Source organism: Pseudoalteromonas sp. PA2MD11 (assembly GCF_017808125.1).
GTDB classification, from domain to species: Bacteria; Pseudomonadota; Gammaproteobacteria; order Enterobacterales; family Alteromonadaceae; genus Pseudoalteromonas; species Pseudoalteromonas simplex.
On record NZ_JADKNF010000009.1, the window covers coordinates 129,323 to 151,356 of the forward strand.

Sequence of the window (22,034 nt, forward strand, 5' to 3'; positions counted from 1 at the left end):
ACGCTGCGCTGAAGAGTAAACAAAGACGTTTTGCTTTACTTATTTAATCTCGTTTAGTTCTCTTTGTGCAATAAGACTAGTAACGGGTATTCACGAAGAGACTATGAGACGCTGCGCTAAAGAGGTAAACCAAGTATTTTGGTTCTCTCATTTACCCTCATTCATTTCTCTTAGTGCAACTAGAAACTAGTGATGAATATTCATAAAGAGGCTATGAGACACTGCGATGAAAAGTAAACAAAGAAGTTTTGTCTTTCTCATTTACTCTCGTTTACTTCTCTTTGTGCTAAAAAGAACTAGTAAAGGATATTCACAAAGAGGCTATGAGACGCTGCGATGAAGAGTAAACAAAGAAGTTTTGTCTTACTCATTTAATCTCGTTTACTTCTCTTTGTGCTAATGAAAACTAGTGATAAAGCCTTAATTAGTAGGCAGCTTAGAAGTCAACATACAAATTGTTAGGTTAAAGCTTCTTAGTTTCTCGTTTATACAAATAGGACTTCTAGACTAGAACTAAGTGAATGAGCCAAGAAGTACTTATTAACTATTTTGCAAAAAACTGTCACAAGTGAGCGTTTACTAAACACTCAGTCTTGCGAACATCTAGTTGCCATGCTTTAATTAGGCAGCAAAAAAATAAACAGATATGGTTTTATTTAAACTGGACGTTTTAAGAAAAATTATTTGGGAAATAACAATGGCGCTTAGCTGTAAAACAATTGTGACGTCATTTGCGTTACTAGCAATGACAGGCTGTACAATCATCCCCGGCAGCCATTTCGAAGGAATCGAGTCGGGCGAACAAGTAGATAATGTAGAGAAGGAACTCGAAAAGGTTAATATTCAAATCATTGACTCTTCTTTAATAAATCAACAAAAGCAATCTCAAGTTAAAAACTTCACGCCTTCCAGTTTGGATGGCATAGATACATCTAATTATCAGTACAAATTAGGTGTAGGTGATGTACTTACAATCGGTGTTTGGGATCACCCTGAGTTAACTATTCCAGCTGCAGTGCAACGTACAGCTGAGTTTGATGGATTTCGTGTTCAAGCAGATGGCACAATTACCTATGCATATGCACCTAATATTCAAGCCGCTGGTAAAACAGTTCAACAAGTTCATAAAGAGCTTGTAAAGCGCCTAAGCCGAGTAATTGAAGAGCCACAGGTTGATGTGAAAGTGGTTGGGTTTAGAAGCCAAAAAGCTTATGTAACAGGTGAAGTAAACAAGCCAGGTGTATTACCAGTTACAGAGATCCCTTTAACTTTAATCGATGCTCTAAACCAAGCAGGCGGTCTAACAGAAAGTGCTGACTGGCGCACCGTGACATTTACTCGCGGTGATAAAACAGAAATTATTAAGTTAGATGATTTTTATGCCCATGGCGATATTTCGCAAAACCGCTTATTGCAGCATGGCGATATTGTGCATGTAAGCCGTAATGATATGCAAAAAGTGTTTGTACTTGGCGATGTAAAGCGCGCTGGTACAGTGGGTGTTAATCGCTATGGTTTAAATTTAGCAGAAGCATTAAGCGATGCAGGTGGCCTAAACGAAAATACAGCCGACGCTAATGGTGTATTTGTTCTTCGCAAACGCAACTTAAACACTGATGGTGTAATTGCTGATGTATACCAACTTCATGCTAAAAATATTGCTGCATTAGTGCTTGCCGAACAATTTGAGCTTGAACCACACGACATTGTATATGTAACGTCAGCACCACTAGCGCGTTGGAATCGCGTAATTAGCTTAATATTACCGTCGTTAAGTACTTTTGAAACGGTTGATGATATTTCGCCTATTGTAAACTAGGAAAAGGTATGTTTGATTCTGTATTAGTAGTTTGTGCAGGTAATATATGCCGAAGCCCTACTGCCGAATATGTATTAAAAAGTAAGCTAGAAGGTAAAAATGTAGCCGTTTCATCAGCAGGATTGACTGCCCTTGAGGGTAAACCTGCCGATGCACAAGCAAAGCAAATTGCCAACGCACATAATATTGATATGAGCGAGCACCAAGGCAGACAAATAACCTCAAATTTGGTGGTAAATAATAGCGTTATTTTAGTGATGGAGCAGCGCCATGTTAACGATTTGTGCGCACGTTACCCTCAAGCACGTGGCAAAACATTTTTGCTAGGCAAGTGGATTGGCGATAAAGAAATCCCCGATCCTTACCGTCAAAGTCAAGAAGCCTTTGAGCATGTTTACGCATTAATCGATAGCGCATGTAGCGCTTGGCAAAAGTATTTATAAGGATTAAAGAGTCAATGAATGCTCAATCAAATCTAATCAATGATTTGCAAAAAAAACAAAGCGGTTCACAAGTTAATGAAATTGATTTGTTGTCACTTCTGGGCGCTTTGCTAGATAAAAAGTTTTTTCTGTGTTTTGTAACGGCTGTTTTTTTTATTTTCGGTATAATCATTGCTTATTTCAGTGTGCCTATTTATAAAGCTAATGCTATTTTACAAGTTGAACAACAAAGAACATCTCTTCCAGGTTTTGATGAAATAAATGGAATGTTTGACGCACCGTCAAATGCTTCAACAGAAATAGAGTTACTTAGTTCTAGGGCTGTAATCGGTGAAGCTGTTGATGACTTAAATCTGACTGTAAGCGCTGAGCCAAAACTATTTCCTTTTATCGGTTGGAAGTATTTTAATTCATTTAAATCTAGTCAGAAAACCCCCTATTCAGATGCTATGTTTAATCTGGAATCTTATGCTTGGGGTGGAGAAAACATTAATGTTGACCTCTTTTCTGTTCCTCGAGAGTTTGAGGGGGTGGAGTTTTATTTACGATTAGTTGAGCATAATAAGTTTGAAGTTAGTAATGACAATGGAGATGTTATTCTTGATGGTGAGGTTGGTGAGGAGGCTTCAAATGAAGAATTTAGCATCCTAGTCACTGAAATATCAGCAGCTATTGGGACCGATTTTGTAATAAAGAAAATGAATCGACTGCAGACTATTCTAAGACTGCAGAACGAATTAAATGCAAGCGAAGTAAGTCGTGGAACTGGTGTCATAGGGTTAACCGTTCAGAGTAGCAAGCCGTCGAAAGCGGTGATGATTCTAGATAAAATTACTGAGATTTATGTAAAAAACAATATTGCTAGGAATAGCGCTGAAGCACAACAATCTCTGGAGTTTTTAAATCACCAGTTACCAGAAGTCAAACGTCAATTAGACAATGCTGAAAATCGATTTAACAAATATAAGGTAGAGCAGGAGTCTGTAAATATTACTCTAGAAACAGAGGCTGTACTAGATAGTCTTGTTAAAATTGATACAAAGCTTCAAGAATTGGATTTAAAGAAATTAGAGATAGGAAGAAAATTCACAGTTGAACACCCTAGTTACCAAGCAATAAATGAGCAAATAAGTGCAGTAAGAGCACAAAGGAAAAGCCTTTTAAATGAAGTGCAGGTTTTACCTGAAACACAGCAGAAATTGTTGAGCTTAACAAGAGATGTACAAGTTAACAGTGAAATTTATACTTTGTTGCTAAGTAAAGCACAAGAACTTGATATTGTTAAAGCTGGAACAGTTGGTAATGTTAGGGTGATTGATAAAGCAATAGTTAATACTTCTAGTCCGGTAAAACCTCGTAAACCATTAATCATCTTTGCTATGACTTTATTGGGGATTATTCTAGGAGTTACCGTAATCTTTGTTCAAAGATTACTAAATAGAGGTGTTGAGGACCCCAGTGAAATTGAGTCTTTAGGTCTACCAGTTTACGCAAGCGTGCCTTACTCAGATTATCAAGATAAACTAACGGGCTTTAGCCGTGGAAATAAAGGTAATAAACCTAAGTCAATCCTCGCAGTTGATAACCCAGCAGACTTATCGATAGAAGCGCTGCGTAGCCTTCGCACAAGCTTACACTTTGCGATGATGGAGGCAAAAAATAATATCATAGCAATTTCTGGCCCAAGCCCCGGTGTCGGTAAGTCATTTATTTCAGTAAACTTAGCTACAGTATTAGCGCAAAGCGGCAAAAAGGTATTGATAATAGATGCTGATATGCGCAAAGGTTATCTCCAAACACAGTTTGGTATGAAGTGGGACGATGGTTTAAGTGATTATTTGTCAGGGCGCTTAAACCTTGAGGAAGTTACTAAAACATCACAAGTGCAAGATCTCGACGTAATTACCCGTGGCCAAATACCACCAAATCCGTCTGAGCTATTAATGCATAGCAATTTTACTAAGTTGATCGAGCAGGTAAAAGACAAATACGACATTGTAATAATTGATACACCGCCTATTTTAGCGGTAACAGACCCTGCAATTGTTAGTGCTCACACTGGTACTACATTACTTGTAACACGCTTTGGCCAAAACCATGCTCGTGAAATAGAGCTTACCAGAAACCGTTTTGAACAAAATGGCATAGGTGTGAAAGGGGTTGTGTTTAATGGTGTATTACGTAAGGCCAGTAATGCCTATGGGTACTATGGGTATTACAACTACGAATATAAATCAGGTAATTAAAATTAATGCAGGGCGTTCTTGAACGCTTAGTATAAAGCATGCGATTTATAGCATGCTTAACTAAAGTATTTTCAAATTTAAAAGAGTATTAAAATGCACCATTCATTAACGGACTTAAAGATAGGCATAATCGGCCTTGGTTACGTAGGGCTACCATTAGCTGTGGAGTTTGGTAAACAATACCCTGTACTGGGTTTTGATATAAACCAAAAAAGAGTTGACGAACTAAGGCAAGGACATGACTCAACTCTTGAAGTAAATGATACAGAACTTGAAAATGTTCAGCATTTAACTTTTTCAAGTAACAAGAAAGATTTAGCTGAATGCAAAGTATACATAGTAACTGTGCCAACGCCGATTGATGAAAGTAATGCTCCTGACTTAACCCCGCTACGCAAAGCCTCTGAGTTGCTGGGTGAGTTTGTTAAGAAGGGGGATGTCGTTATTTACGAGTCGACAGTATATCCAGGTGCAACAGAGGAAGTGTGTTTACCAATTATCGAAAAAGTATCAGGTTTAGAGTTTAATAAAGATTTTTTTGCAGGTTACTCACCTGAGCGCATCAATCCCGGCGATAAAGTAAACACGCTAACTAAGATAATGAAAATCACATCTGGTTCCACTCCTGAGATTGGCGAGTTTGTTGATAGACTTTATGGCTCTATCATCACTGCCGGAACACATCTAGCAAGCTCACTTAAGGTTGCTGAAGCTGCAAAGGTTATTGAAAACACTCAGCGTGATTTGAATATTGCAATTATTAATGAATTCGCAAAAATCTTTAATCGCTTAGGTATTGATACAGAAGAAGTGTTAAATGCAGCAGGAACTAAGTGGAACTTTTTAAAATTCAAGCCTGGGTTAGTTGGTGGGCATTGTATTAGTGTTGATCCTTATTACCTCACACATAAAGCTCAAGAGGTAGGTTACCGCCCAGAGGTTATTTTAGCTGGCCGTCGAATTAACGATGGTATGGGGGAATATGTTGCAACCCAATTAGTTAAAAAGTTAGCCAGTAAAAAAATCCATATTGATGAAGCAAAAGTACTTATTTTAGGCTTTACCTTCAAAGGTGATTGCCCTGATGTGCGTAATACGAAAATTATCGATATCGTCAAAGAGCTAAAGGATTTTAATATGTCGGTAGATGTATATGACGGCTGGGCAAACCCTGATGAAGTTAAACATGAGTATGGTGTAGAGTTAATTAGCACGCTAGAAAAAGGCAAATATGATGGTGTTGTGTTAGCTGTTGATCACTCTGAATTAAAAGAAATGGGCGAAGCAAATTTACGCGCATTAGGTAAAGAAAATCATGTTTTATATGATGTGAAGCACGTTCTTAAACCAAATGAAGCCGATATCAGACTATAAAGGAATTAAAATAATATGAAAAACTTTGCTCTTATTGGTGCCTCTGGTTATATCGCACCACGTCATTTAAAAGCAATTAAAGAAACAGGCCATAACTTATTAGTAGCAATGGATATCAACGATTCTGTAGGTGTTATGGATAGCCACTTTCCAGAAGCAGAATTTTTTACTGAGTTTGAAGACTTTACCGCATATGTTGAAGACCAAGCGATGCAAGGAAATAAGATTGATTACATTTCTATTTGTAGCCCTAATTACTTACACGCGCCTCATATGAAGTACGCATTAAAAAATGGTATTGATGTAATATGCGAAAAACCATTGGTTCTGCATTCTGAAGATATGGATATTTTAAAGGAGTACGAACAAAAATATGGTGCTAAAGTAAATTCAATTTTGCAATTACGCTTGCACCCATCAATTATCGCCTTAAGAGAAAAAGTTGCTGCAGCGCCTGCAGGCACTATTTTTGATGTTGATTTAACGTATATGACATCACGTGGTAAATGGTACATGAAATCATGGAAAGGGTTTGATCATAAATCGGGTGGTGTAGCGACCAATATTGGTGTTCACTTTTATGACATGTTGCATTTTATTTTTGGAGAGTTAAAAAATAACGAAGTTCATTTTAGAGACGAAAAAACTGCAAGCGGTTACCTTGAGTATGAACGTGCTCGCGTAAAGTGGTTCTTGTCAATTGACGCAAATAACTTACCTGAAAACGCTGTAAAAGGTGAAAAACTAACTTACCGTAGTATTACTATAAATGACGGCAATAACACAGAAGAGCTAGAGTTTTCGGGCGGTTTTACTGATTTACACACACAAAGCTATCAAAATATTTTAGCCGGTAACGGTTTTGGTGTAGATGAGAATCGTGTGGCAATTGAAACTGTCGAAAAAATTCGTGATATGCCAATAGCAGTTGCGGGTGATAAAGCGCACCCCTTACTATCAAAGGTACTTTAACCATGAATTATCATGTACATGATAGTGCTATTGTAGATGATGGCGCCAAAATTGGTGAAAACACACGTGTTTGGCACTTTGTTCACGTATGTGGTGGTGCTGAAATTGGTGAGGGCTGCTCGCTAGGTCAAAATGTATTTATCGGTAATAAAGTAACCATTGGTAATAACGTTAAAATACAAAATAACGTGTCGGTTTACGATAATGTTCACCTAGAAGATGATGTATTTTGTGGCCCTAGCATGGTGTTCACTAATGTTTATAACCCGCGCTCATTTATAGAGCGTAAAACAGAATATCGCGATACGCTTGTTAAGCAAGGTGCAACACTTGGCGCTAACTGCACAATAGTGTGCGGGGTGACAATAGGACAATACTCTCTCGTTGGTGCTGGCGCTGTTATTAATAAGGATGTAAAGCCATTCGCGTTAATGGTAGGTGTACCTGCTAAGCAAATAGGGTGGATAAGCAAGTATGGTGAGCAGTTAGACTTACCACTTGAAGGGGATGCTATTGCTACATGTGAGCACACAGGAGAGCAATACAAATTAGAAAATGGCTTTGTTTCGATTCAATAATTCTTAGAAGTACTCATAAATGCAATTTATAGATTTAGCTGCGCAATATCAGCACTTAAAAACTAAAATAGATAAGCGTATACAAACAGTGTTAGACCATGGCCACTATATAATGGGGCCAGAAGTACAAGAACTTGAAATCGGGCTTGCAAGTTATGTGGGTGTGAAGCATGCTATTACCTGTGCAAACGGTACTGATGCTCTAACGCTCGCTATGATGGTGTTAGGTATCAAAGAAGGGGATGCTGTTTTTTGCCCAACCTTTACCTTTTTTGCAACGGCAGAAGTAATCGCGTTCGAAGGGGCCACACCTGTATTTGTTGACTCAGATGAAGCAACATTCAATATTTGTCCTGTCGATTTAGAAAAACGTATACAGGCTACGATTATTGAAGGCAAGCTTACTCCAAAAGCAATTATTGCCGTTGACTTATTTGGTTTACCAGCAAATTATCCTGAGATTCAAAAAATAGCTGATAAGTACAATTTAAAACTAGTTGAAGATGCGGCACAAGGTTTCGGTGGGGAAATAAATGGTAAACGTGCTGGTAGTTTTGGTGATATAGCGACTACGAGCTTCTTCCCTGCAAAGCCTCTAGGTTGTTATGGCGATGGTGGTGCTGTTTTTACTAATAACGATGATTATGCCGAGTTACTAAAATCGTACCGTGTGCATGGAAAAGGTAAAGACAAGTACGATAATGTACGCATTGGTATGAACTCTCGACTTGATACGATCCAAGCTGCAATTTTATTGGAGAAGTTAGCTGAATTCCCAACTGAGCTTCTTAATCGTAATAAAGCAGCTGCAAATTACGAGTCTCAATTAGCGTCAAAATATAAAACCCCACAAGCTCCTGCTGGCTATGTTAGTTCATGGGCGCAATACACGTTAGTGTCTGATAGTCGTAATGCTGAAATGGCAAAGTATAAAGAACAAGGCATACCGACGATGGTTTACTATGGTACCTGCATGCATGAACAGAGTGCATTTAGTCATTTAGGTTATCAAGCTGGTGACTTCCCTGTTGCTGAAAAACTGGCCAAATCAGTATTTAGTTTACCTATGCATGGCTACTTATGAGTTTTACTCTTAATACAAATAAAAGCTCCATAATTACTTTTGTTGTTGTGTTTTTATTTATAGTAGGTTGGCGTTTATTAGGTGTTGGAATTTTAGATATTTCAATTATAACAAGTTGTTTAATGTTTATTATGAACCCTAGAACTACTTGGAGAGTGCTACCTAATAAATTAGTCTTTTTAATTTCAAGTATGTCATTTGTAATTTTAGCTTTATATGTTGTTTTAACAACACAAGGTCTAGATCTTTCCTTATTAACAAGATCAGTTAGAGTTCCGTTGGGTATATTAGGAGGGGTAGGCCTCGCAATATGGTGCCTAAATCGAGGCTTACCAAAAGAAACAATTCTAACTTATATTGCATTAGCTATTACCTTAAATGCGATATTTGTATTGCTTATGTTCGCTTTGCCTAGTTTCAGGGCCATAATTTACAATTTGACTGGTGCTTTAGATACCTTGAACTATACAACTACAATAGCTGCAGGTATTCGTAACCCCGGCTTAACATATGGTTTATCTCAAACATCTATTTTCCAAGCAATAGGAACCTTAATATCGTTACATATATTTAGAGCTGTAGGCACAAATAATAAAACTAAGATGTTAATGCTAGTTTTTGTTGTTGTTAATACTATTTCCTGCTTTTTCATTGGTAGAGCTGGCCTATTATTGTCAATTGTTTTTATAGCGCTTTACGGTGTGACAAATGTAAAAAGATTAATTGTACTGGCTGGATTAGTTATTTTAGTTTTATTTTATTATTTCAGCTTTACATCTGAGCTTGAAAAAGAAGAAGTTAAGGTCCAGGTAGAAAGAGCGGAAGAAATTATCAATGTATTACAAGGAGAGTCAACAAATACAACTGAAAATATGGAGGATATGTTTCACCTACCTGAAGGTGTTTCTTCAATAATTGGTGGCTACGGTATGGGCCGTAGTGAATATTTTTATACTGATTCAGATGTTGGTTATGTACGTATAATTTATGCAGTAGGGGTATTAGGATTGATATTGTATATGCTGAATATGGCATATGTATTATTGTCTGTTGATAAGGGGGTACTTAAAATTAGCGAACCTTTTTTAATTATAAGCGTAGTTTTTTTTGTTCTTAACTTTAAAGAGCTCTTTTTCTATTCTCGTAATATCTGGCAAGCGTATTGTGTACTTTTTGGTTTAAGTGTTGTTTATATGAATGGTAGGTTAAAGGGTGAAAGAGAATATTAAAAAGGTTGTTGTGTATGGCTTAAGTGCCTTAACCGATGGTCATGCTGCACTATACTCAGGTTTACAAGAACTTAAATTTGCTAAATGTACAATAATTCAAGAGTCCTTCGATCGTACTTCAAAACAATTATTTAACTTGGAACTTGTTGAGGTGAATAACAACTTTTTTATAAAGTTATTTAAACTTTATAAAGCTTTTATAGATGCGGATTTTGTTGAAGTCTATTTGCACAAGTACGGTTATAGGAAAGAGTTTAATGAATTGTTAGTTCTTCTCATGTTAAGTGTTTTACGAAAAAGAATAGTACTTAACTTTACAGGGCGTGATATACGAGAATGGGATGAACATACATGGTTTAAAAGAAAAATAATAAAAGCATTCATTAAAAAAAGTGTTTTTTACACTTTGAAAGAAAGTTATATGCATGCTGATATAAAGAATAAAAAAATTGGTGATATTGATAAGCATGTTTTTATTCATAATGGTGTCCATAATAACTTTAAAAAATATGAACGTATTATATCCAAAGATAAAGTTGTTATTCTATACAATAATAGAATTAAAGAGCATAGAAATATACCATATCTTCTCGATGTGATGCGTGATGTGCTTGAAGTCAGGAATGAAGCTTTTTTTGTGTTGTCAGGTATTAAGAATGATGCAGAAATGAATGAGCTTAAATCCCATTTGGCTAAATGGGATAATGATAGTCAATCTAAGGTCTTGCTTTTAAAGATTAACGATTATAGAGAAATGATATACTCACAAAGTGATATATTCGTAATGCCAGCTGATGTTGTTTGGTTAAATAATTCAATACTTGAATCAATGAGATATGGGGTTGTCCCTATACTACCTGATGTTAGTTGGGCGGATAGAATTATACCTGCTAACACAAATGAAAATTTAATATATAAACACCTGAATATAAAAGATTTTAAAAATAAGTTGTTAGAGTTAATTGATAATGAAGACTTAAGGGTCGAATTATCAAACAAAGCAAAATCACATGTAGAGCTTTTTTTGTCTTCAAGAAAAAGGGCTTTGTTACATAAGCTGGCTTATATGGCATTTGTTGACAATAATGATGAAGGTTTAAAGCTTTTAAAGTTTTGTGATGATTACAAAATATTACCTCTATATGATGTTGAAAAGGTGATGGAAGATCATGTTTGATATTATTAAGTTTAACCTTATCTGTTTTAAGAGAAACCCACTCTTACTTGTTTTTAACTATTTAGTTTCTTTCCTTAGTGGTTTTTTTTGTATTTACTCACTGAAAAACTATACAACTACCATTAGAAACCCAAAAGGTATTCAAGGTGGTGATAAAGTGTTTTACAAATCATTATTTAGCAGCCCTGGAATTTACATAAACGCAATAAATGGGATCCAAGTTGGGCGAAATTTACTTTTAGGTCCTGATGTTGGGTTGATTAGCTCTGCACATAAGATTGAAAAAGGTTATCCACCTAAAGATGGTATTGCTGGTATTACCATTGGCGATGATTGTTGGGTTGGTATGGGAGCGAAAATACTTCCAAGTGTAATCTTAGGTGATAATACAGTAGTCGCAGCAGGTTCGGTTGTCACAAAGTCCTTCCCTGAAGGTAATTGTATTTTAGCGGGAAGCCCGGCTAAAATTATCAAGCAATTGAACAAGAATTGATTATATGAAGATTGGTAATATCTCTTCATTCCTTCGTTACAACTTGTTGTTGCAACCTATAACGATGATAGTTGGTTTGGTTGGTTCTATTTTAGCTATTCGCCTAGTAGGAGCTGAGTATTATGCTAGTGTTGTAACGTTTTACACTACTTTTAGTCTGCTGCTTTTTTTATTTTCACTTGGCGCGAACCCAACATTAATAAAGTATTTAAATTCTAATAAAATAGCTTTAGATGGTGAAACGCTAATAGTTTTCGTTTTTGTTGTGCAGCTTTTACTGGCGCTCATAGTTGTATCCTCAGTGTTGCTTTTTATTTCAAATAGCTCTTTGCTTGGAGCATACTCTGAAAGGAATACTGAGTTTTTATTTTATGCGTTAATTCCATTAGCCATTCTTTCATCAATCTCTCGGTCTTATTTAACTGCGAAGTTGGAAAATAAGATTTACTTAGGTAGTGAACTTGTCCGTGGTATTTTACTTAATGTTTTAATAGCCATCTCAGCCTTAATGTATTTAGATATTAAGCTTCTTCTGTATTTGATTTTTTTTACTTATTGTATCTGTGAAATTCCTGTAATTTTCTGTTTAAGAAAGTTTAAGCTCAAGGATGGGTGGGTAAAGTTAATGAAGAGTAATCCGCAGAAGCTGAAACCTGTTTTTTTTTATTTTACTAATATATCAATGGTGCGGGTTTCGAAAATTTGCTTTGAACTTCCATTTATAGTTTTAATTCTTAATCTTGCTGGCCTTCCTACATATGTAGCTTTAATTAGTGTATTTTATAGGGTGATAGCTATAATGCAGAAAGTTCTTCAGCTTCCTGTTGATAGATTACTTCCGTCTTTACTAAGCAGCTGTGATACTGATATCAAAGCTAATGAGGTTATGTCATACTCCTATAAATACTATTGTCTAACTACTGCTTTGTTATCTTTCTTAATTATTCCAGCAGCAGATTTTATTTTATATGATATTTATTCATTTTCTACTGGTAGTGAATATCTGGTTATTGTTGTATTCATTACATCTATGCTTTTGGCTATTAGTCCATCAAATGCATACATTCAGATGAGAATGAATAATTCTGTAATTCTGAAAATTTCTATTTTTACAAACCTTATTATTGCTGCCAATATATATGTATTTCACCAAGAGCCAATGTGGTTGCTTGTTTCACTTTTTTCCACAAGGTTAGTTAATAATGCAGTGTCTTTTGTTGTTGTTAATAAACGTTTTGAATTTGACAGAGTAAGATGGCTTTCATATTTTGCATTAATGTCAGTGCTTTTCCTTCTAATTACTTTTTTCTCTAGAGGTCATTACTTATTGTTAGGTTCTGTTTCGCTTATTTTGTTCTTTGCAGTTAATAAGCTTGAAAGTGGTGAAATTAAATTTTTAAAGAGAGTTTTAAAGAAATGATCAATATGTTTTTTTCAATAATTAAAAAGTTCAAAAATAAGAATATATCCCCCATGGCTAGAGTGGAACGTGGAGCGAAAATCAGTAAAACCTGTAAGGTAGGTTGTTATACTTTTATAGCCAAAAACTCGCACATTGAAAAAAACACTAAGGAAATTGGTAACTTCTGCTCAATTGCTTCTGGTGCTGTGATTGGGCCAAATAATCACCCTCTAAATATGACTTCAACCTCTGCTGTTTTTTACTCTTCTTCTTGGGGGATAATTCCGAAAGAGTTTGACCTCAGAGATACGTTTAACTCAGGCAAAGAAACAATACTTGAAAGTGATGTCTGGGTTGGTGCAAATGCAATTATCATGGGTGGAGTTAAAATTGGTACGGGGGCTGTGGTAGGAGCAGGTGCTGTAGTGACTAAATCTATACCAGCGTATGCAATCGCTGTAGGCGTTCCTGCCAAAATAATAGGTTATAGATTTGAAAGCAATGTTCGTGAAAATTTACTTTTAAGTAAATGGTGGTGTGTAACTGAAAATAATTTAGATCTTCAAGAATTGGAGCGTATAAATAATATTGTAAAGGAGCTTGAAGGTGAGTAGTTCTAAATTATTATACTTCAGTACGACTAAATTTGATGGAAAATCAGCTAATGAAGTGCATGTTATTAAAATGTGTAATGCTCTTAATAAATTTTGTGATATCAAACTCTTTGGAATATATCAAGGAAAAGAAAGTTCTGAAATAACTAATGAACACGGGGTTGATAATATAAATATTTCACTTTTTAAATATTCTTCAAATCTATTTTATTATTTTTGGTGTTTTTTTCAACTTTTAATGTCGGCAGGTGTTGTATATTCTAGGAGTGTAATAATAGGTTTTTTTTCTACGATTCTCAATAAAAAAACTATTGTTGAGCTTCATTACTTGCCTCTTAAAGAAAGCTATAGTCATAAAATCCTCTCTTTTTTAGCAAGAAATAAAAAGATTGCTTTTGTATGTATAACTGATGCGCTGAAGGTTGACTTTGTTGAATATTATACTCCGAAGAGCAAAAATGTTTATGTGATGCCTGACGCAGCTGATTTTCCTTCTACAAGAGAGAAATATATAAAATCAGATAGGCTTATTGTTGGGTATGTTGGGAGTTTTAATAAGGGAAAAGGTGTAGATTTGATTTTGAAGGTTGCAAAAGATTTAAGTGGTGTAGATTTTCATTTGGTAGGTGGTTCAGATGACCAAATCCGAGAACTTAAAGAGCAGTTTGGATCTTTAGAAAATGTTGTCTTTCATGGAAGAAAGAGGTCAAAAGATGTTAGTGGTTATATAAATTCTTTTGATGTATGCCTACTCCCTAATTCTAAGAAAGTTTTCACTCATGGAGATCATTCGCAAACTCTTGATATAGGAAAGTATACTTCCCCTTTAAAACTTTTTGAGTATATGGCGCACAAGAAGGTGATACTGTGTTCAAAGTTGTCGGTTCTTGAAGAAGTTATTTCTAATTCGAGTGTATACTTTTTCGATAGTGATTCTGCAAGCTCTATGAAAGAAAATTTACTTATTGCATTGAATGATAAGTCTTCTTCGGAAGTTGCTAACAATTCTTATAATTTATTTAAGGAAAATTATACTTGGGAAAAGAGGGCCGGAAAAATATTGAGGTTAGTGAAAAATGTGTAAGCTTTTGTTGATAAATAGCTTGGGTTTTGGTGGTGCTGAAAAAGTGTTTGTTGGTCTTGTAAATAGATTGGACTCTGAAGATCTAGGTAGCGATGTTAAAATATGTTCAATTTTAAATAAGTCTGACTACAAAGTTTCTTCTAATATTAATATTAACTTTTTATCGAAAAAAAAACGGCTAAACCCTCTGTTACTTCCTTTTTATTTATTTAAGTTTTTGTCTTTATGTCTAAAATTGAGGCCTAGTTTAGTACAAAGTCACCTATTCTGGTCTAACTATATAAATATTATATGTTCATTTTTCTGTAATTATGATGCTCAAGTTGTTCATTGTGTCTCTTTTGATTCAAAATTCAAAAAAGGGGCGACGCGTTTTTTTCACTTTGTATTATCAAGAATTTTATTTAATAAAGCTTCATTAAATATTTTCAAAAGTTATGAGATGCGTGATGAGTACGTAAGTAATTTTAATATTGATATATCAAAAACTGTTGTGATTTATAATCCAGTTTCTCTAAAAGTTATTAAGTCAAAAACGCTTAATGTAAGTAAAATGAAAGATACTATTAATATTGCGTTGGTTGGTCGCTTTCATCGGAGTAAAAGGTACCTTGACCTTTTGGATATAGCTAAAAGTTTAAGAGTAAATGCATGTTTTCACTGTATCGGTGAAGGAGAGCAGATGCCTTTAATACAGCAAAAAGTACAGGAGGGTGGACTTCATGATGCATTTCGTTTCTATGGTTGGATGGAGAACCCTTCGACGGTGCTTGATGAGTGCGATATATATCTAAGTTGCTCTGAGTCTGAGGGTTTTCCTAACGCTTTAATAGAGGCTATGAGTAGAGGATTAATACCAATACATTCCAATTGTAAAACTGGCCCGCGGGAAATATTGGGGGAGACTAGAGTTTCTGAAAATGGTTATGATCTGAGAGAAGCGGGTATCACATTTCCTGTAGGTGACATTTGTGCTGCTGCACGTGCTATTGAAAATATAGCTTGTAATAAAGTAGATAGTAAGTTCATCCTTAACAACTCCATTTCAAGAGCTAATGGGTTGTCAGAGCATGATAGTTATGAAGATTATATTGAGTTATTAAAATGAAAAAATTATTAATCTTGGTAAATGTTGATTGGTTTTTCTTATCTCATCGATTACCAATCGCTATCAAAGCTCTCAAGCAAGGTTATCATGTTACTATTGCTTGCCGCTTTACTGGGCATAAAGATGAGCTTTCTGCTATGGGGTTTAACGTTGTCGATATTCCATTTAGCCGAAGTGGTGCTGGGGTTAAAGCAGAGCTAAACGCAATAAAAGTCATTAAACGAGTTATTGAGGAAGTTAAACCTAGCCTTATACATGCAATTACTATCAAACCTGTACTTTATACAGGCTTAGCCTTAAAAACTGTCAAGAAAGATATTCCTTTTATTGCGGCAATTTCGGGCTTAGGTTATGCATTTACTGCAAATACACTTAGAGCGAAAGTAACAAAGCTGATAGCCTCCGCCTTTTACAAGGTTGCTCTTTCACAAAAATTTAAAACGGTTATTTTTCAAAATACATCAGATGAAGCAATACTAACTCGAGTTGCTAAGCTTGATAACAATGATAAAGTTTTAATTAAAGGATCTGGTGCGGATCTATCTGTTTATAGATTTGAACCAGAGAACCAAGCTCCACCACTAAAGGTTGCTATGGCATGCCGTTTATTAAAAGAAAAAGGTGTATATCAATACATTGAAGCGGCAAGATTAGTCAAAAAGACTCACTTTGATGTTGAGTTTTTACTAATTGGTACACCAGATCTAGAGAACCCTAACTCTGTAATGCAAACAGAGATTGACTCTTGGGTTAAAGAAGGGGTCATCAACTATCTAGGGCACAGAAATGATATCCCCAATGTTTTTTCTAGTAGCAGTATTGTGTGCTTACCATCTTTCTACGGTGAAGGGGTTCCAAAAGTTTTAATTGAAGCGGCTGCATGCGGTCGAGCTATTGTAACAACTGATAACCCCGGTTGCAGAGATGCTGTTATTGAAGGTGAAACAGGCTTAACTGTGCCTGTACGAGATTCAGAGAAGCTAGCTGAAGCATTAATTCGCTTAATCGAAGATACACAGCTTAGGTTAAGTATGGGGTTGAAAGCTCGTAAATTTGCAGAGCAAGAGTTTGATGTTAATAGTGTTGTTGATAAACATTTAGAAATTTATGATGCATTATTAGCAAGGAATAACCAATGATTGCTTTAACTGGTTATACAGGGTTTGTTGGTAATGAACTGTTGAAAACACTCGTCCCCGATGATGTTTTACTTTTAGGTCGTAAAGCGCCGCTAAGTTATCCCCATTTTAATTTTTTTGATTTATCTGATACGCAAAGCTTAAGTTTGCAAAATGCGTTACGTTCTGTTGATGTTTTAATACATAGTGCTGCACGAGTCCATGTAATGAACGATAATGCAGTTGACCTAGAGCTATTAATACCGATGGTACACTCAAATTAGCTGAACAAGCAGCGCAAGCTGGCGTTAAACGCTTTATTTTTGTGAGCTCTATAAAGGTTAATGGTGAAACTACTACCGGTAAGCAGCCTTTTTCAGCTAAAGATATGAGAATGCCTGAGGACCCATATGGTATCTCTAAATCTGAAGCTGAACAGCAATTGTTAGAGTTAGGTGAGCAAACAGGTATGGAGATAGTTATTATTCGCCCACCGCTTGTTTATGGTGAGGGGGTCAAAGCTAACTTTGCCTCATTAATGAAATTAGTTGGTAAAGGTTTGCCACTACCGTTTAGATTAATTAACAAAAATAAACGCAGTTTGGTGTCGGTTTATAATTTGGTAGATTTAATTCAAGTGTGTATAGAGCACCCAAACGCAGCTAATAAAGTATTTTTAGCAAGTGATGATCACGACTTGTCTACTGCTGAAATGGTTGCACTGATGGCAAAAGTACAAGGTAAGCCCAATTTGGCTATACCCGTGCCTTTATGGTGCTTTAAGTTAGCGGGTAAGGTTTTCGATAAACAAGAGGTGATTGATCGTTTGACGGGGTCGCTTCAACTAGATATTACACATACGAAGAATACTCTTAATTGGACACCGCCATACACTGTTGAAGATGGTTTTAACCTTGCTGCTAAAAATTGATATTTGGAATACATAATGATTCGATTACTTGACTTTTTATTTGCCTTATTTGGTTTGCTATTTGCTTTACCGTTTTTGATTGTTCTATATATTATTGGCTTATTTGATACTGGCTCACCTATCTTTACGCAAGAGCGAGTGGGACGGAACAAAAAACCGTTTACTCTTGTTAAGTTTAGAACAATGAAGGTTGATACAGCTTCCGTTGCTAGCCATTTAGCAAGTACAGCTTCAATTACATCTTTTGGTGGCTTTTTACGTAAAACAAAATTAGACGAACTTCCACAATTATGGAATGTGCTAAAAGGTGAAATGAGTTTGGTAGGCCCGCGCCCAGGCTTATTTAACCAACAAGAGCTTACAGCAGCTCGCGATGCTAAAAATGTTTACTCTGTACGCCCAGGTATTACAGGGCTTGCTCAAGTTAACGAAATAGATATGTCTACCCCTGAGTTACTTGCAAAAACAGATCGTGAGATGATTGATAACCTAAACCTAGTTAACTATTTTAAGTTTATTTTAATGACTATAACAGGTAGTGGCAGTGGCGACAGAGTTAAATAAACAGTTTATAGCCAGAAAGGAAGCTTCTTTATTTGTTTTTTATTTAAAAATCAAATGGTAATGATAATGTATTAGAATTGTGGCTAGATTTTCTGTTATAAGCTATAATTCATAAAAATTTAACAATCGTTAAGCTGGCTGTAAGCTTAGGTTGGTATCTTATTGACAAAAACAAGACAGGGAACTTGTTGTGGATAATTTTATTCGCTCTATCTTAAATTCATCTCGTGCAACTAAGCGTGGTATAACGCTTTTTATTGATTCATTATTTATTGTTTCAGCTTTTTGGCTTGCATTAATCGTTAGGTTAGATAGTTTTGCTCCTCTAAGTAAGCTTGATAACTGGATGTTGCTTACTTTACTTGTGCCCACAAGTTTATTTGCCTTTATCAATCTCGGTCTTTACAGAGCAGTACTTCGTTACATGAATGCTCAAGCTCTATGGGCAATAGTATTAGGTACATTAATTACCACCATAGCACTCGTTATTTTTGCTTTTTTTATTGGTATTGAAATACCGCGGACTATGCCGTTTATTTTTGCTTGGCTATGTTTATTAACTGTTGGTGGTTCGCGAATTGTTGTACGAGCTATGATAGGTAAGTTAACTACGGCAAATAAAGAGTCAGTGATTATTTATGGGGCGGGCTCAGCAGGCAGACAGCTTGCCACAGCGCTAGGTACAGGGCCCGAATATTATGTTCGCGCATTTATTGATGATGACGAAACAAAGCAAGGTTCTATTATTCAAGGTATTCCTGTATTGGCTTTTAAAGAAATTTATGAGCTAGTCAATAAGGGTAAAGCTAAAAAGGTATTACTTGCCTTACCAAGCGAAAGCAGAGCTCGCCGAAAAGAAATACTTGCACAGCTTGAGCCGCTTTCTGTTAAGGTGCTTTCTATACCAGGAATGGCTGATGTTGTTGAAGGTAAAGCGAAACTTTCTGAGTTTAGAGATGTTGAAATTGAAGATTTGTTAGGCCGTGATCCTGTTGCGCCAAAGCCTGACCTAATGGCCGCAAATATTAAAGATAAAGTGGTTATGGTAACAGGTGCAGGTGGCTCAATTGGCTCTGAGCTTTGTAGGCAGATTGTAAAGCAAAAGCCGTCTAAACTTGTTTTATTTGAAGTTAATGAATTTGGCTTGTATTCAATCGAAAAAGAGCTTTGCGAATATATTCAATCTAACCAGCTGCAAGTTGAGTTAATACCTATTATGGGGTCTGTGCAGCGTATTAACCGCGTAGAAACGGTGATGATGGCGTTTGGCGTACAAACTGTTTACCACGCAGCAGCATATAAACATGTTCCCCTTGTTGAGCATAACGTTGTTGAAGGGGTGCGTAACAACGTGTTTGGTACTTACTATACAGCAAAGGCTGCTGTAAACGCGAAAGTTGAAACCTTTGTACTTATATCAACCGATAAAGCCGTACGCCCAACAAATGTGATGGGCGCGACCAAACGCATGGCAGAACTTTGTTTACAAGGGTTGGCGCAAAATAAAGGCGCCAAGCATAATACCCGTTTTTGTATGGTTCGATTTGGTAATGTATTGGGCTCGAGTGGTTCTGTTGTGCCACTATTTCGAAGGCAAATACGCGAAGGCGGTCCAATAACATTAACCCATCAAGATATTACCCGCTTTTTTATGACCATACCTGAGGCCGCCCAACTTGTTATACAGGCAGGTTCTATGGGCAAAGGAGGCGATGTATTCGTGCTTGATATGGGGGAGTCGGTTAAAATAAAAGACCTTGCAAGTAAAATGATTCGCTTATCTGGCTTTGAAGTAAAAGATAAAAACAACCCCCATGGCGATATTGAAATAGTATGTACAGGTTTAAGGCCTGGCGAAAAACTATACGAAGAATTGCTAATCGGCGATAACGTAGGTGAAACATCGCATGAGCGAATTATGACAGCCAATGAGGTAATGTTACCTTTGGCCGAGCTAAATGTATTTTTAGAGGCGCTTGATATTGCTTGCCATAATTTTGAACATGAAACCATAAGGCAGCTCCTGTTAGATGCACCAACTGGCTTTAACCCAACCGATGGTATATGTGACTTGGTTTGGAATGTTAAGCAAAAAGCCACAAATCAGTTTGATAATGACTTTACTGAACAAGCTAAGGTTGTAAATTTAAAAAGCTAACAGAATATCTCTTATTTTACGGAAAGTTAGTAGTTAAGTAATTAAAGTTCAGATTTAGAAAAAGGATGAAAATGTAATGAAAGTTGCAGTAGTGGGTACAGGTTATGTTGGCTTGTCGAACGCAATGTTACTAGCGCAGTATAATCAAGTCGTTGCACTTGATATTGACGAAGAAAAAGTTGCCTTATTAAAAGATAAGCAGTCTCCTATTGTAGATGTTGAAATTAGTGATTTTTTACAAAACAAATCACTTAATTTTACTGCTACAACAGATAAAATATTGGCACTTAAAGATGCCGAGTTTGTTGTAATTGCTACCCCTACAGATTACGACCCAGAAACCAATTATTTTAATACGCGCTCTGTTGAGTCTGTAATTGCCGATGTATTAGCGGTTAACCCTAGTGCAACTATGGTTATTAAGTCTACGGTACCCGTTGGCTATACAAAATCGATTAAAGAGAAGTTTAATACAGATAATGTTATTTTTTCGCCAGAGTTCTTGCGTGAAGGTAAAGCGCTTTACGATAATTTGCACCCGTCACGTATTATTGTGGGTGAGCAAAGTGAACGCGCGCAAGTTTTTGCTGAGCTCTTGGCGCAAGGTGCATTAAAGCAAAATATTGAGGTGCTGTTTACAGACTCTACCGAAGCAGAAGCAATTAAACTTTTTTCTAACACTTACCTCGCAATGAGGGTTGCTTACTTTAACGAGCTAGATAGTTATGCAGAAAGCCATGGTTTAGATGCAAAGCAGATCATTCAAGGTGTTGGTTTAGACCCACGTATTGGCAAGCATTATAATAACCCTTCATTTGGTTATGGTGGCTACTGCTTACCTAAAGATACTAAACAGTTGTTAGCGAACTACCAAGATGTACCTAACAATATGATCCGCGCAATTGTTGATGCTAATACTACTCGTAAAGACTTTATTGCTAATTCTATTATTGCCCGCAATCCTAAAGTGGTTGGTATTTATCGCTTAGTTATGAAGTCAGGTTCAGATAACTTTAGAGCTTCTGCTATTCAAGGTGTAATGAAGCGCATAAAAGCAAAAGGGATTGAAGTTGTTATTTATGAGCCAAGTTTACAAGAAGATTCATTCTTTAATTCTCGTGTTATTAAATCGCTAGACGAGCTTAAACAAACTGCTGATGTAATTATTTCTAACCGCATGGCTGAAGAGTTAGAAGATGTTGCAGAAAAAGTTTATACACGTGATTTATTTGGTAGCGATTAAGGCTAAGTAGCTTTCAGCCGAATTTGTATATTCGCTGCAGAGGTGGTTGATGGCAGCGTAGGCATGAAATATATTTCGCGCGAAAATGTTTTCACAAAGAGGAAAGAATGAGAAGAGAATGAGGAAGTGATAATAGTGCTTTTTTGTTTTCTCTAAAGCGAAGCGCCTCTTGGCCTCACTGTGCATTATACCGAAGATCTTTTTGCACAAAGAGAAGTGAATGAGAAGAAAATGAGGATGCGATAATAATGCTATTGTTTTCTCTAAAGCGAAGCGCCTCTTGGCCTCACTGTGAATTTTACCGAAGATCTTTTTGCAAAAAGAGAAGTGAATGAGAAGAAAATGAGGATGCGATAATAATGCTATTGTTTTCTCTAAAGCGAAGCGCCTCTTGGCC

The 22,034-nt window shown here is 36.2% G+C and carries 21 protein-coding genes; 20 read left to right on the forward strand and 1 reads right to left on the reverse strand.

The window, feature by feature from the left end; translation table 11 throughout:
• The first annotated feature begins 697 nt into the window (after positions 1–697).
• From ISP07_RS11630 to ISP07_RS11720, 20 genes are all read left to right on the forward strand, one after another.
• The gene (locus tag ISP07_RS11630; RefSeq protein ID WP_209327691.1) at positions 698–1,819 is read left to right on the forward strand and encodes a polysaccharide export protein; all 1,122 of its coding nucleotides are present in this window, start codon (positions 698–700) and stop codon (positions 1,817–1,819) included.
• A gap of 8 nt (positions 1,820–1,827) precedes the next feature.
• Complete coding sequence (locus tag ISP07_RS11635) at positions 1,828–2,262, forward strand: low molecular weight protein-tyrosine-phosphatase (protein WP_209327692.1); 435 nt, start codon at positions 1,828–1,830, stop codon at positions 2,260–2,262.
• A 14-nt stretch (positions 2,263–2,276) separates the two neighbouring features.
• Positions 2,277–4,508, forward strand: a complete 2,232-nt coding sequence (locus tag ISP07_RS11640; RefSeq protein WP_209327693.1) for a polysaccharide biosynthesis tyrosine autokinase — start codon at positions 2,277–2,279, stop codon at positions 4,506–4,508.
• Positions 4,509–4,601: 93 nt separating this feature from the next.
• Complete coding sequence (gene tviB, locus ISP07_RS11645) at positions 4,602–5,882, forward strand: Vi polysaccharide biosynthesis UDP-N-acetylglucosamine C-6 dehydrogenase TviB (protein ID WP_209327694.1); 1,281 nt, start codon at positions 4,602–4,604, stop codon at positions 5,880–5,882.
• Positions 5,883–5,897: 15 nt separating this feature from the next.
• Positions 5,898–6,854: a Gfo/Idh/MocA family oxidoreductase gene (locus tag ISP07_RS11650; protein WP_209327695.1), complete on the forward strand. Its 957-nt coding sequence runs from the start codon at positions 5,898–5,900 to the stop codon at positions 6,852–6,854.
• Positions 6,855–6,856: 2 nt separating this feature from the next.
• Entirely contained in the window at positions 6,857–7,432 is a 576-nt protein-coding gene (locus ISP07_RS11655; protein ID WP_209327696.1) for an acyltransferase, read from the forward strand.
• Between the two features lie 19 nt (positions 7,433–7,451).
• Complete coding sequence (locus ISP07_RS11660; RefSeq protein ID WP_209327697.1) at positions 7,452–8,516, forward strand: DegT/DnrJ/EryC1/StrS family aminotransferase; 1,065 nt, start codon at positions 7,452–7,454, stop codon at positions 8,514–8,516.
• Positions 8,513–9,745 carry a hypothetical protein gene (locus ISP07_RS11665; protein ID WP_209327698.1) on the forward strand — a complete coding sequence of 411 codons (1,233 nt, stop codon included), beginning with the start codon at positions 8,513–8,515 and terminating at the stop codon, positions 9,743–9,745. Before ISP07_RS11660 ends, ISP07_RS11665 begins: the two co-directional genes overlap by 4 nt.
• On the forward strand, positions 9,729–10,922 hold the full coding sequence (locus ISP07_RS20710) for a glycosyltransferase family 4 protein (protein ID WP_209327699.1): 1,194 nt from the start codon (positions 9,729–9,731) through the stop codon (positions 10,920–10,922). Before ISP07_RS11665 ends, ISP07_RS20710 begins: the two co-directional genes overlap by 17 nt.
• Positions 10,915–11,415 (forward strand): acyltransferase, encoded by a 501-nt coding sequence (locus tag ISP07_RS11675; RefSeq protein ID WP_209327700.1) that lies wholly within the window; start codon positions 10,915–10,917, stop codon positions 11,413–11,415. The genes ISP07_RS20710 and ISP07_RS11675 overlap by 8 nt, the downstream gene beginning before the upstream one ends.
• A 4-nt stretch (positions 11,416–11,419) precedes the next feature.
• Positions 11,420–12,835, forward strand: coding sequence for an oligosaccharide flippase family protein (locus ISP07_RS11680; RefSeq protein ID WP_209327701.1), 1,416 nt, complete (start codon positions 11,420–11,422; stop codon positions 12,833–12,835).
• Positions 12,832–13,431, forward strand: coding sequence for a DapH/DapD/GlmU-related protein (locus ISP07_RS11685; protein WP_209327702.1), 600 nt, complete (start codon positions 12,832–12,834; stop codon positions 13,429–13,431). The genes ISP07_RS11680 and ISP07_RS11685 overlap by 4 nt, the downstream gene beginning before the upstream one ends.
• Positions 13,424–14,515, forward strand: coding sequence for a glycosyltransferase family 4 protein (locus ISP07_RS20715; RefSeq protein ID WP_209327703.1), 1,092 nt, complete (start codon positions 13,424–13,426; stop codon positions 14,513–14,515). Before ISP07_RS11685 ends, ISP07_RS20715 begins: the two co-directional genes overlap by 8 nt.
• Positions 14,508–15,623, forward strand: coding sequence for a glycosyltransferase (locus tag ISP07_RS11695; RefSeq protein ID WP_209327704.1), 1,116 nt, complete (start codon positions 14,508–14,510; stop codon positions 15,621–15,623). Before ISP07_RS20715 ends, ISP07_RS11695 begins: the two co-directional genes overlap by 8 nt.
• Positions 15,620–16,762, forward strand: a complete 1,143-nt coding sequence (locus tag ISP07_RS11700) for a glycosyltransferase family 4 protein (RefSeq protein WP_209327705.1) — start codon at positions 15,620–15,622, stop codon at positions 16,760–16,762. The genes ISP07_RS11695 and ISP07_RS11700 overlap by 4 nt, the downstream gene beginning before the upstream one ends.
• Complete coding sequence (locus ISP07_RS20720; RefSeq protein WP_324616124.1) at positions 16,759–17,025, forward strand: NAD-dependent epimerase/dehydratase family protein; 267 nt, start codon at positions 16,759–16,761, stop codon at positions 17,023–17,025. The genes ISP07_RS11700 and ISP07_RS20720 overlap by 4 nt, the downstream gene beginning before the upstream one ends.
• A complete protein-coding gene (locus ISP07_RS11705) occupies positions 16,998–17,672 on the forward strand; it encodes an NAD-dependent epimerase/dehydratase family protein (RefSeq protein ID WP_324616125.1) in 675 nt (224 codons plus the stop codon). The genes ISP07_RS20720 and ISP07_RS11705 overlap by 28 nt, the downstream gene beginning before the upstream one ends.
• 15 nt (positions 17,673–17,687) lie before the next feature.
• A complete protein-coding gene (locus tag ISP07_RS11710) occupies positions 17,688–18,236 on the forward strand; it encodes a sugar transferase (protein WP_209327706.1) in 549 nt (182 codons plus the stop codon).
• Between the two features lie 190 nt (positions 18,237–18,426).
• Positions 18,427–20,394 (forward strand): polysaccharide biosynthesis protein, encoded by a 1,968-nt coding sequence (locus tag ISP07_RS11715; RefSeq protein WP_209327707.1) that lies wholly within the window; start codon positions 18,427–18,429, stop codon positions 20,392–20,394.
• A 76-nt stretch (positions 20,395–20,470) separates the two neighbouring features.
• Positions 20,471–21,637 (forward strand): nucleotide sugar dehydrogenase, encoded by a 1,167-nt coding sequence (locus ISP07_RS11720; RefSeq protein WP_209327708.1) that lies wholly within the window; start codon positions 20,471–20,473, stop codon positions 21,635–21,637.
• On the opposite strand, the gene ISP07_RS11725 is transcribed toward ISP07_RS11720, so the two are convergent.
• Positions 21,620–22,034, reverse strand: a 415-nt coding sequence (locus ISP07_RS11725) for a hypothetical protein (RefSeq protein WP_209327709.1), incomplete at its 5' end; no start/stop codon positions are given. The genes ISP07_RS11720 and ISP07_RS11725 overlap by 18 nt on opposite strands.

Coding starts and splice junctions, on each gene's coding strand:
- ISP07_RS11635 (WP_209327692.1), top strand. CDS start 1,828: ATGTTTGATTCTGTATTAGTAGTTTGTGCAGGTAATATATGCCGAAGC.
- ISP07_RS11640 (WP_209327693.1), top strand. CDS start 2,277: ATGAATGCTCAATCAAATCTAATCAATGATTTGCAAAAAAAACAAAGC.
- ISP07_RS11650 (WP_209327695.1), top strand. CDS start 5,898: ATGAAAAACTTTGCTCTTATTGGTGCCTCTGGTTATATCGCACCACGT.
- ISP07_RS11665 (WP_209327698.1), top strand. CDS start 8,513: ATGAGTTTTACTCTTAATACAAATAAAAGCTCCATAATTACTTTTGTT.
- ISP07_RS11710 (WP_209327706.1), top strand. CDS start 17,688: ATGATTCGATTACTTGACTTTTTATTTGCCTTATTTGGTTTGCTATTT.
- ISP07_RS11660 (WP_209327697.1), top strand. CDS start 7,452: ATGCAATTTATAGATTTAGCTGCGCAATATCAGCACTTAAAAACTAAA.
- ISP07_RS11720 (WP_209327708.1), top strand. CDS start 20,471: ATGAAAGTTGCAGTAGTGGGTACAGGTTATGTTGGCTTGTCGAACGCA.
- ISP07_RS11685 (WP_209327702.1), top strand. CDS start 12,832: ATGATCAATATGTTTTTTTCAATAATTAAAAAGTTCAAAAATAAGAAT.
- ISP07_RS11630 (WP_209327691.1), top strand. CDS start 698: ATGGCGCTTAGCTGTAAAACAATTGTGACGTCATTTGCGTTACTAGCA.
- ISP07_RS11695 (WP_209327704.1), top strand. CDS start 14,508: ATGTGTAAGCTTTTGTTGATAAATAGCTTGGGTTTTGGTGGTGCTGAA.
- ISP07_RS11675 (WP_209327700.1), top strand. CDS start 10,915: ATGTTTGATATTATTAAGTTTAACCTTATCTGTTTTAAGAGAAACCCA.
- ISP07_RS20720 (WP_324616124.1), top strand. CDS start 16,759: ATGATTGCTTTAACTGGTTATACAGGGTTTGTTGGTAATGAACTGTTG.
- ISP07_RS11700 (WP_209327705.1), top strand. CDS start 15,620: ATGAAAAAATTATTAATCTTGGTAAATGTTGATTGGTTTTTCTTATCT.
- ISP07_RS11680 (WP_209327701.1), top strand. CDS start 11,420: ATGAAGATTGGTAATATCTCTTCATTCCTTCGTTACAACTTGTTGTTG.
- ISP07_RS11655 (WP_209327696.1), top strand. CDS start 6,857: ATGAATTATCATGTACATGATAGTGCTATTGTAGATGATGGCGCCAAA.
- tviB (WP_209327694.1), top strand. CDS start 4,602: ATGCACCATTCATTAACGGACTTAAAGATAGGCATAATCGGCCTTGGT.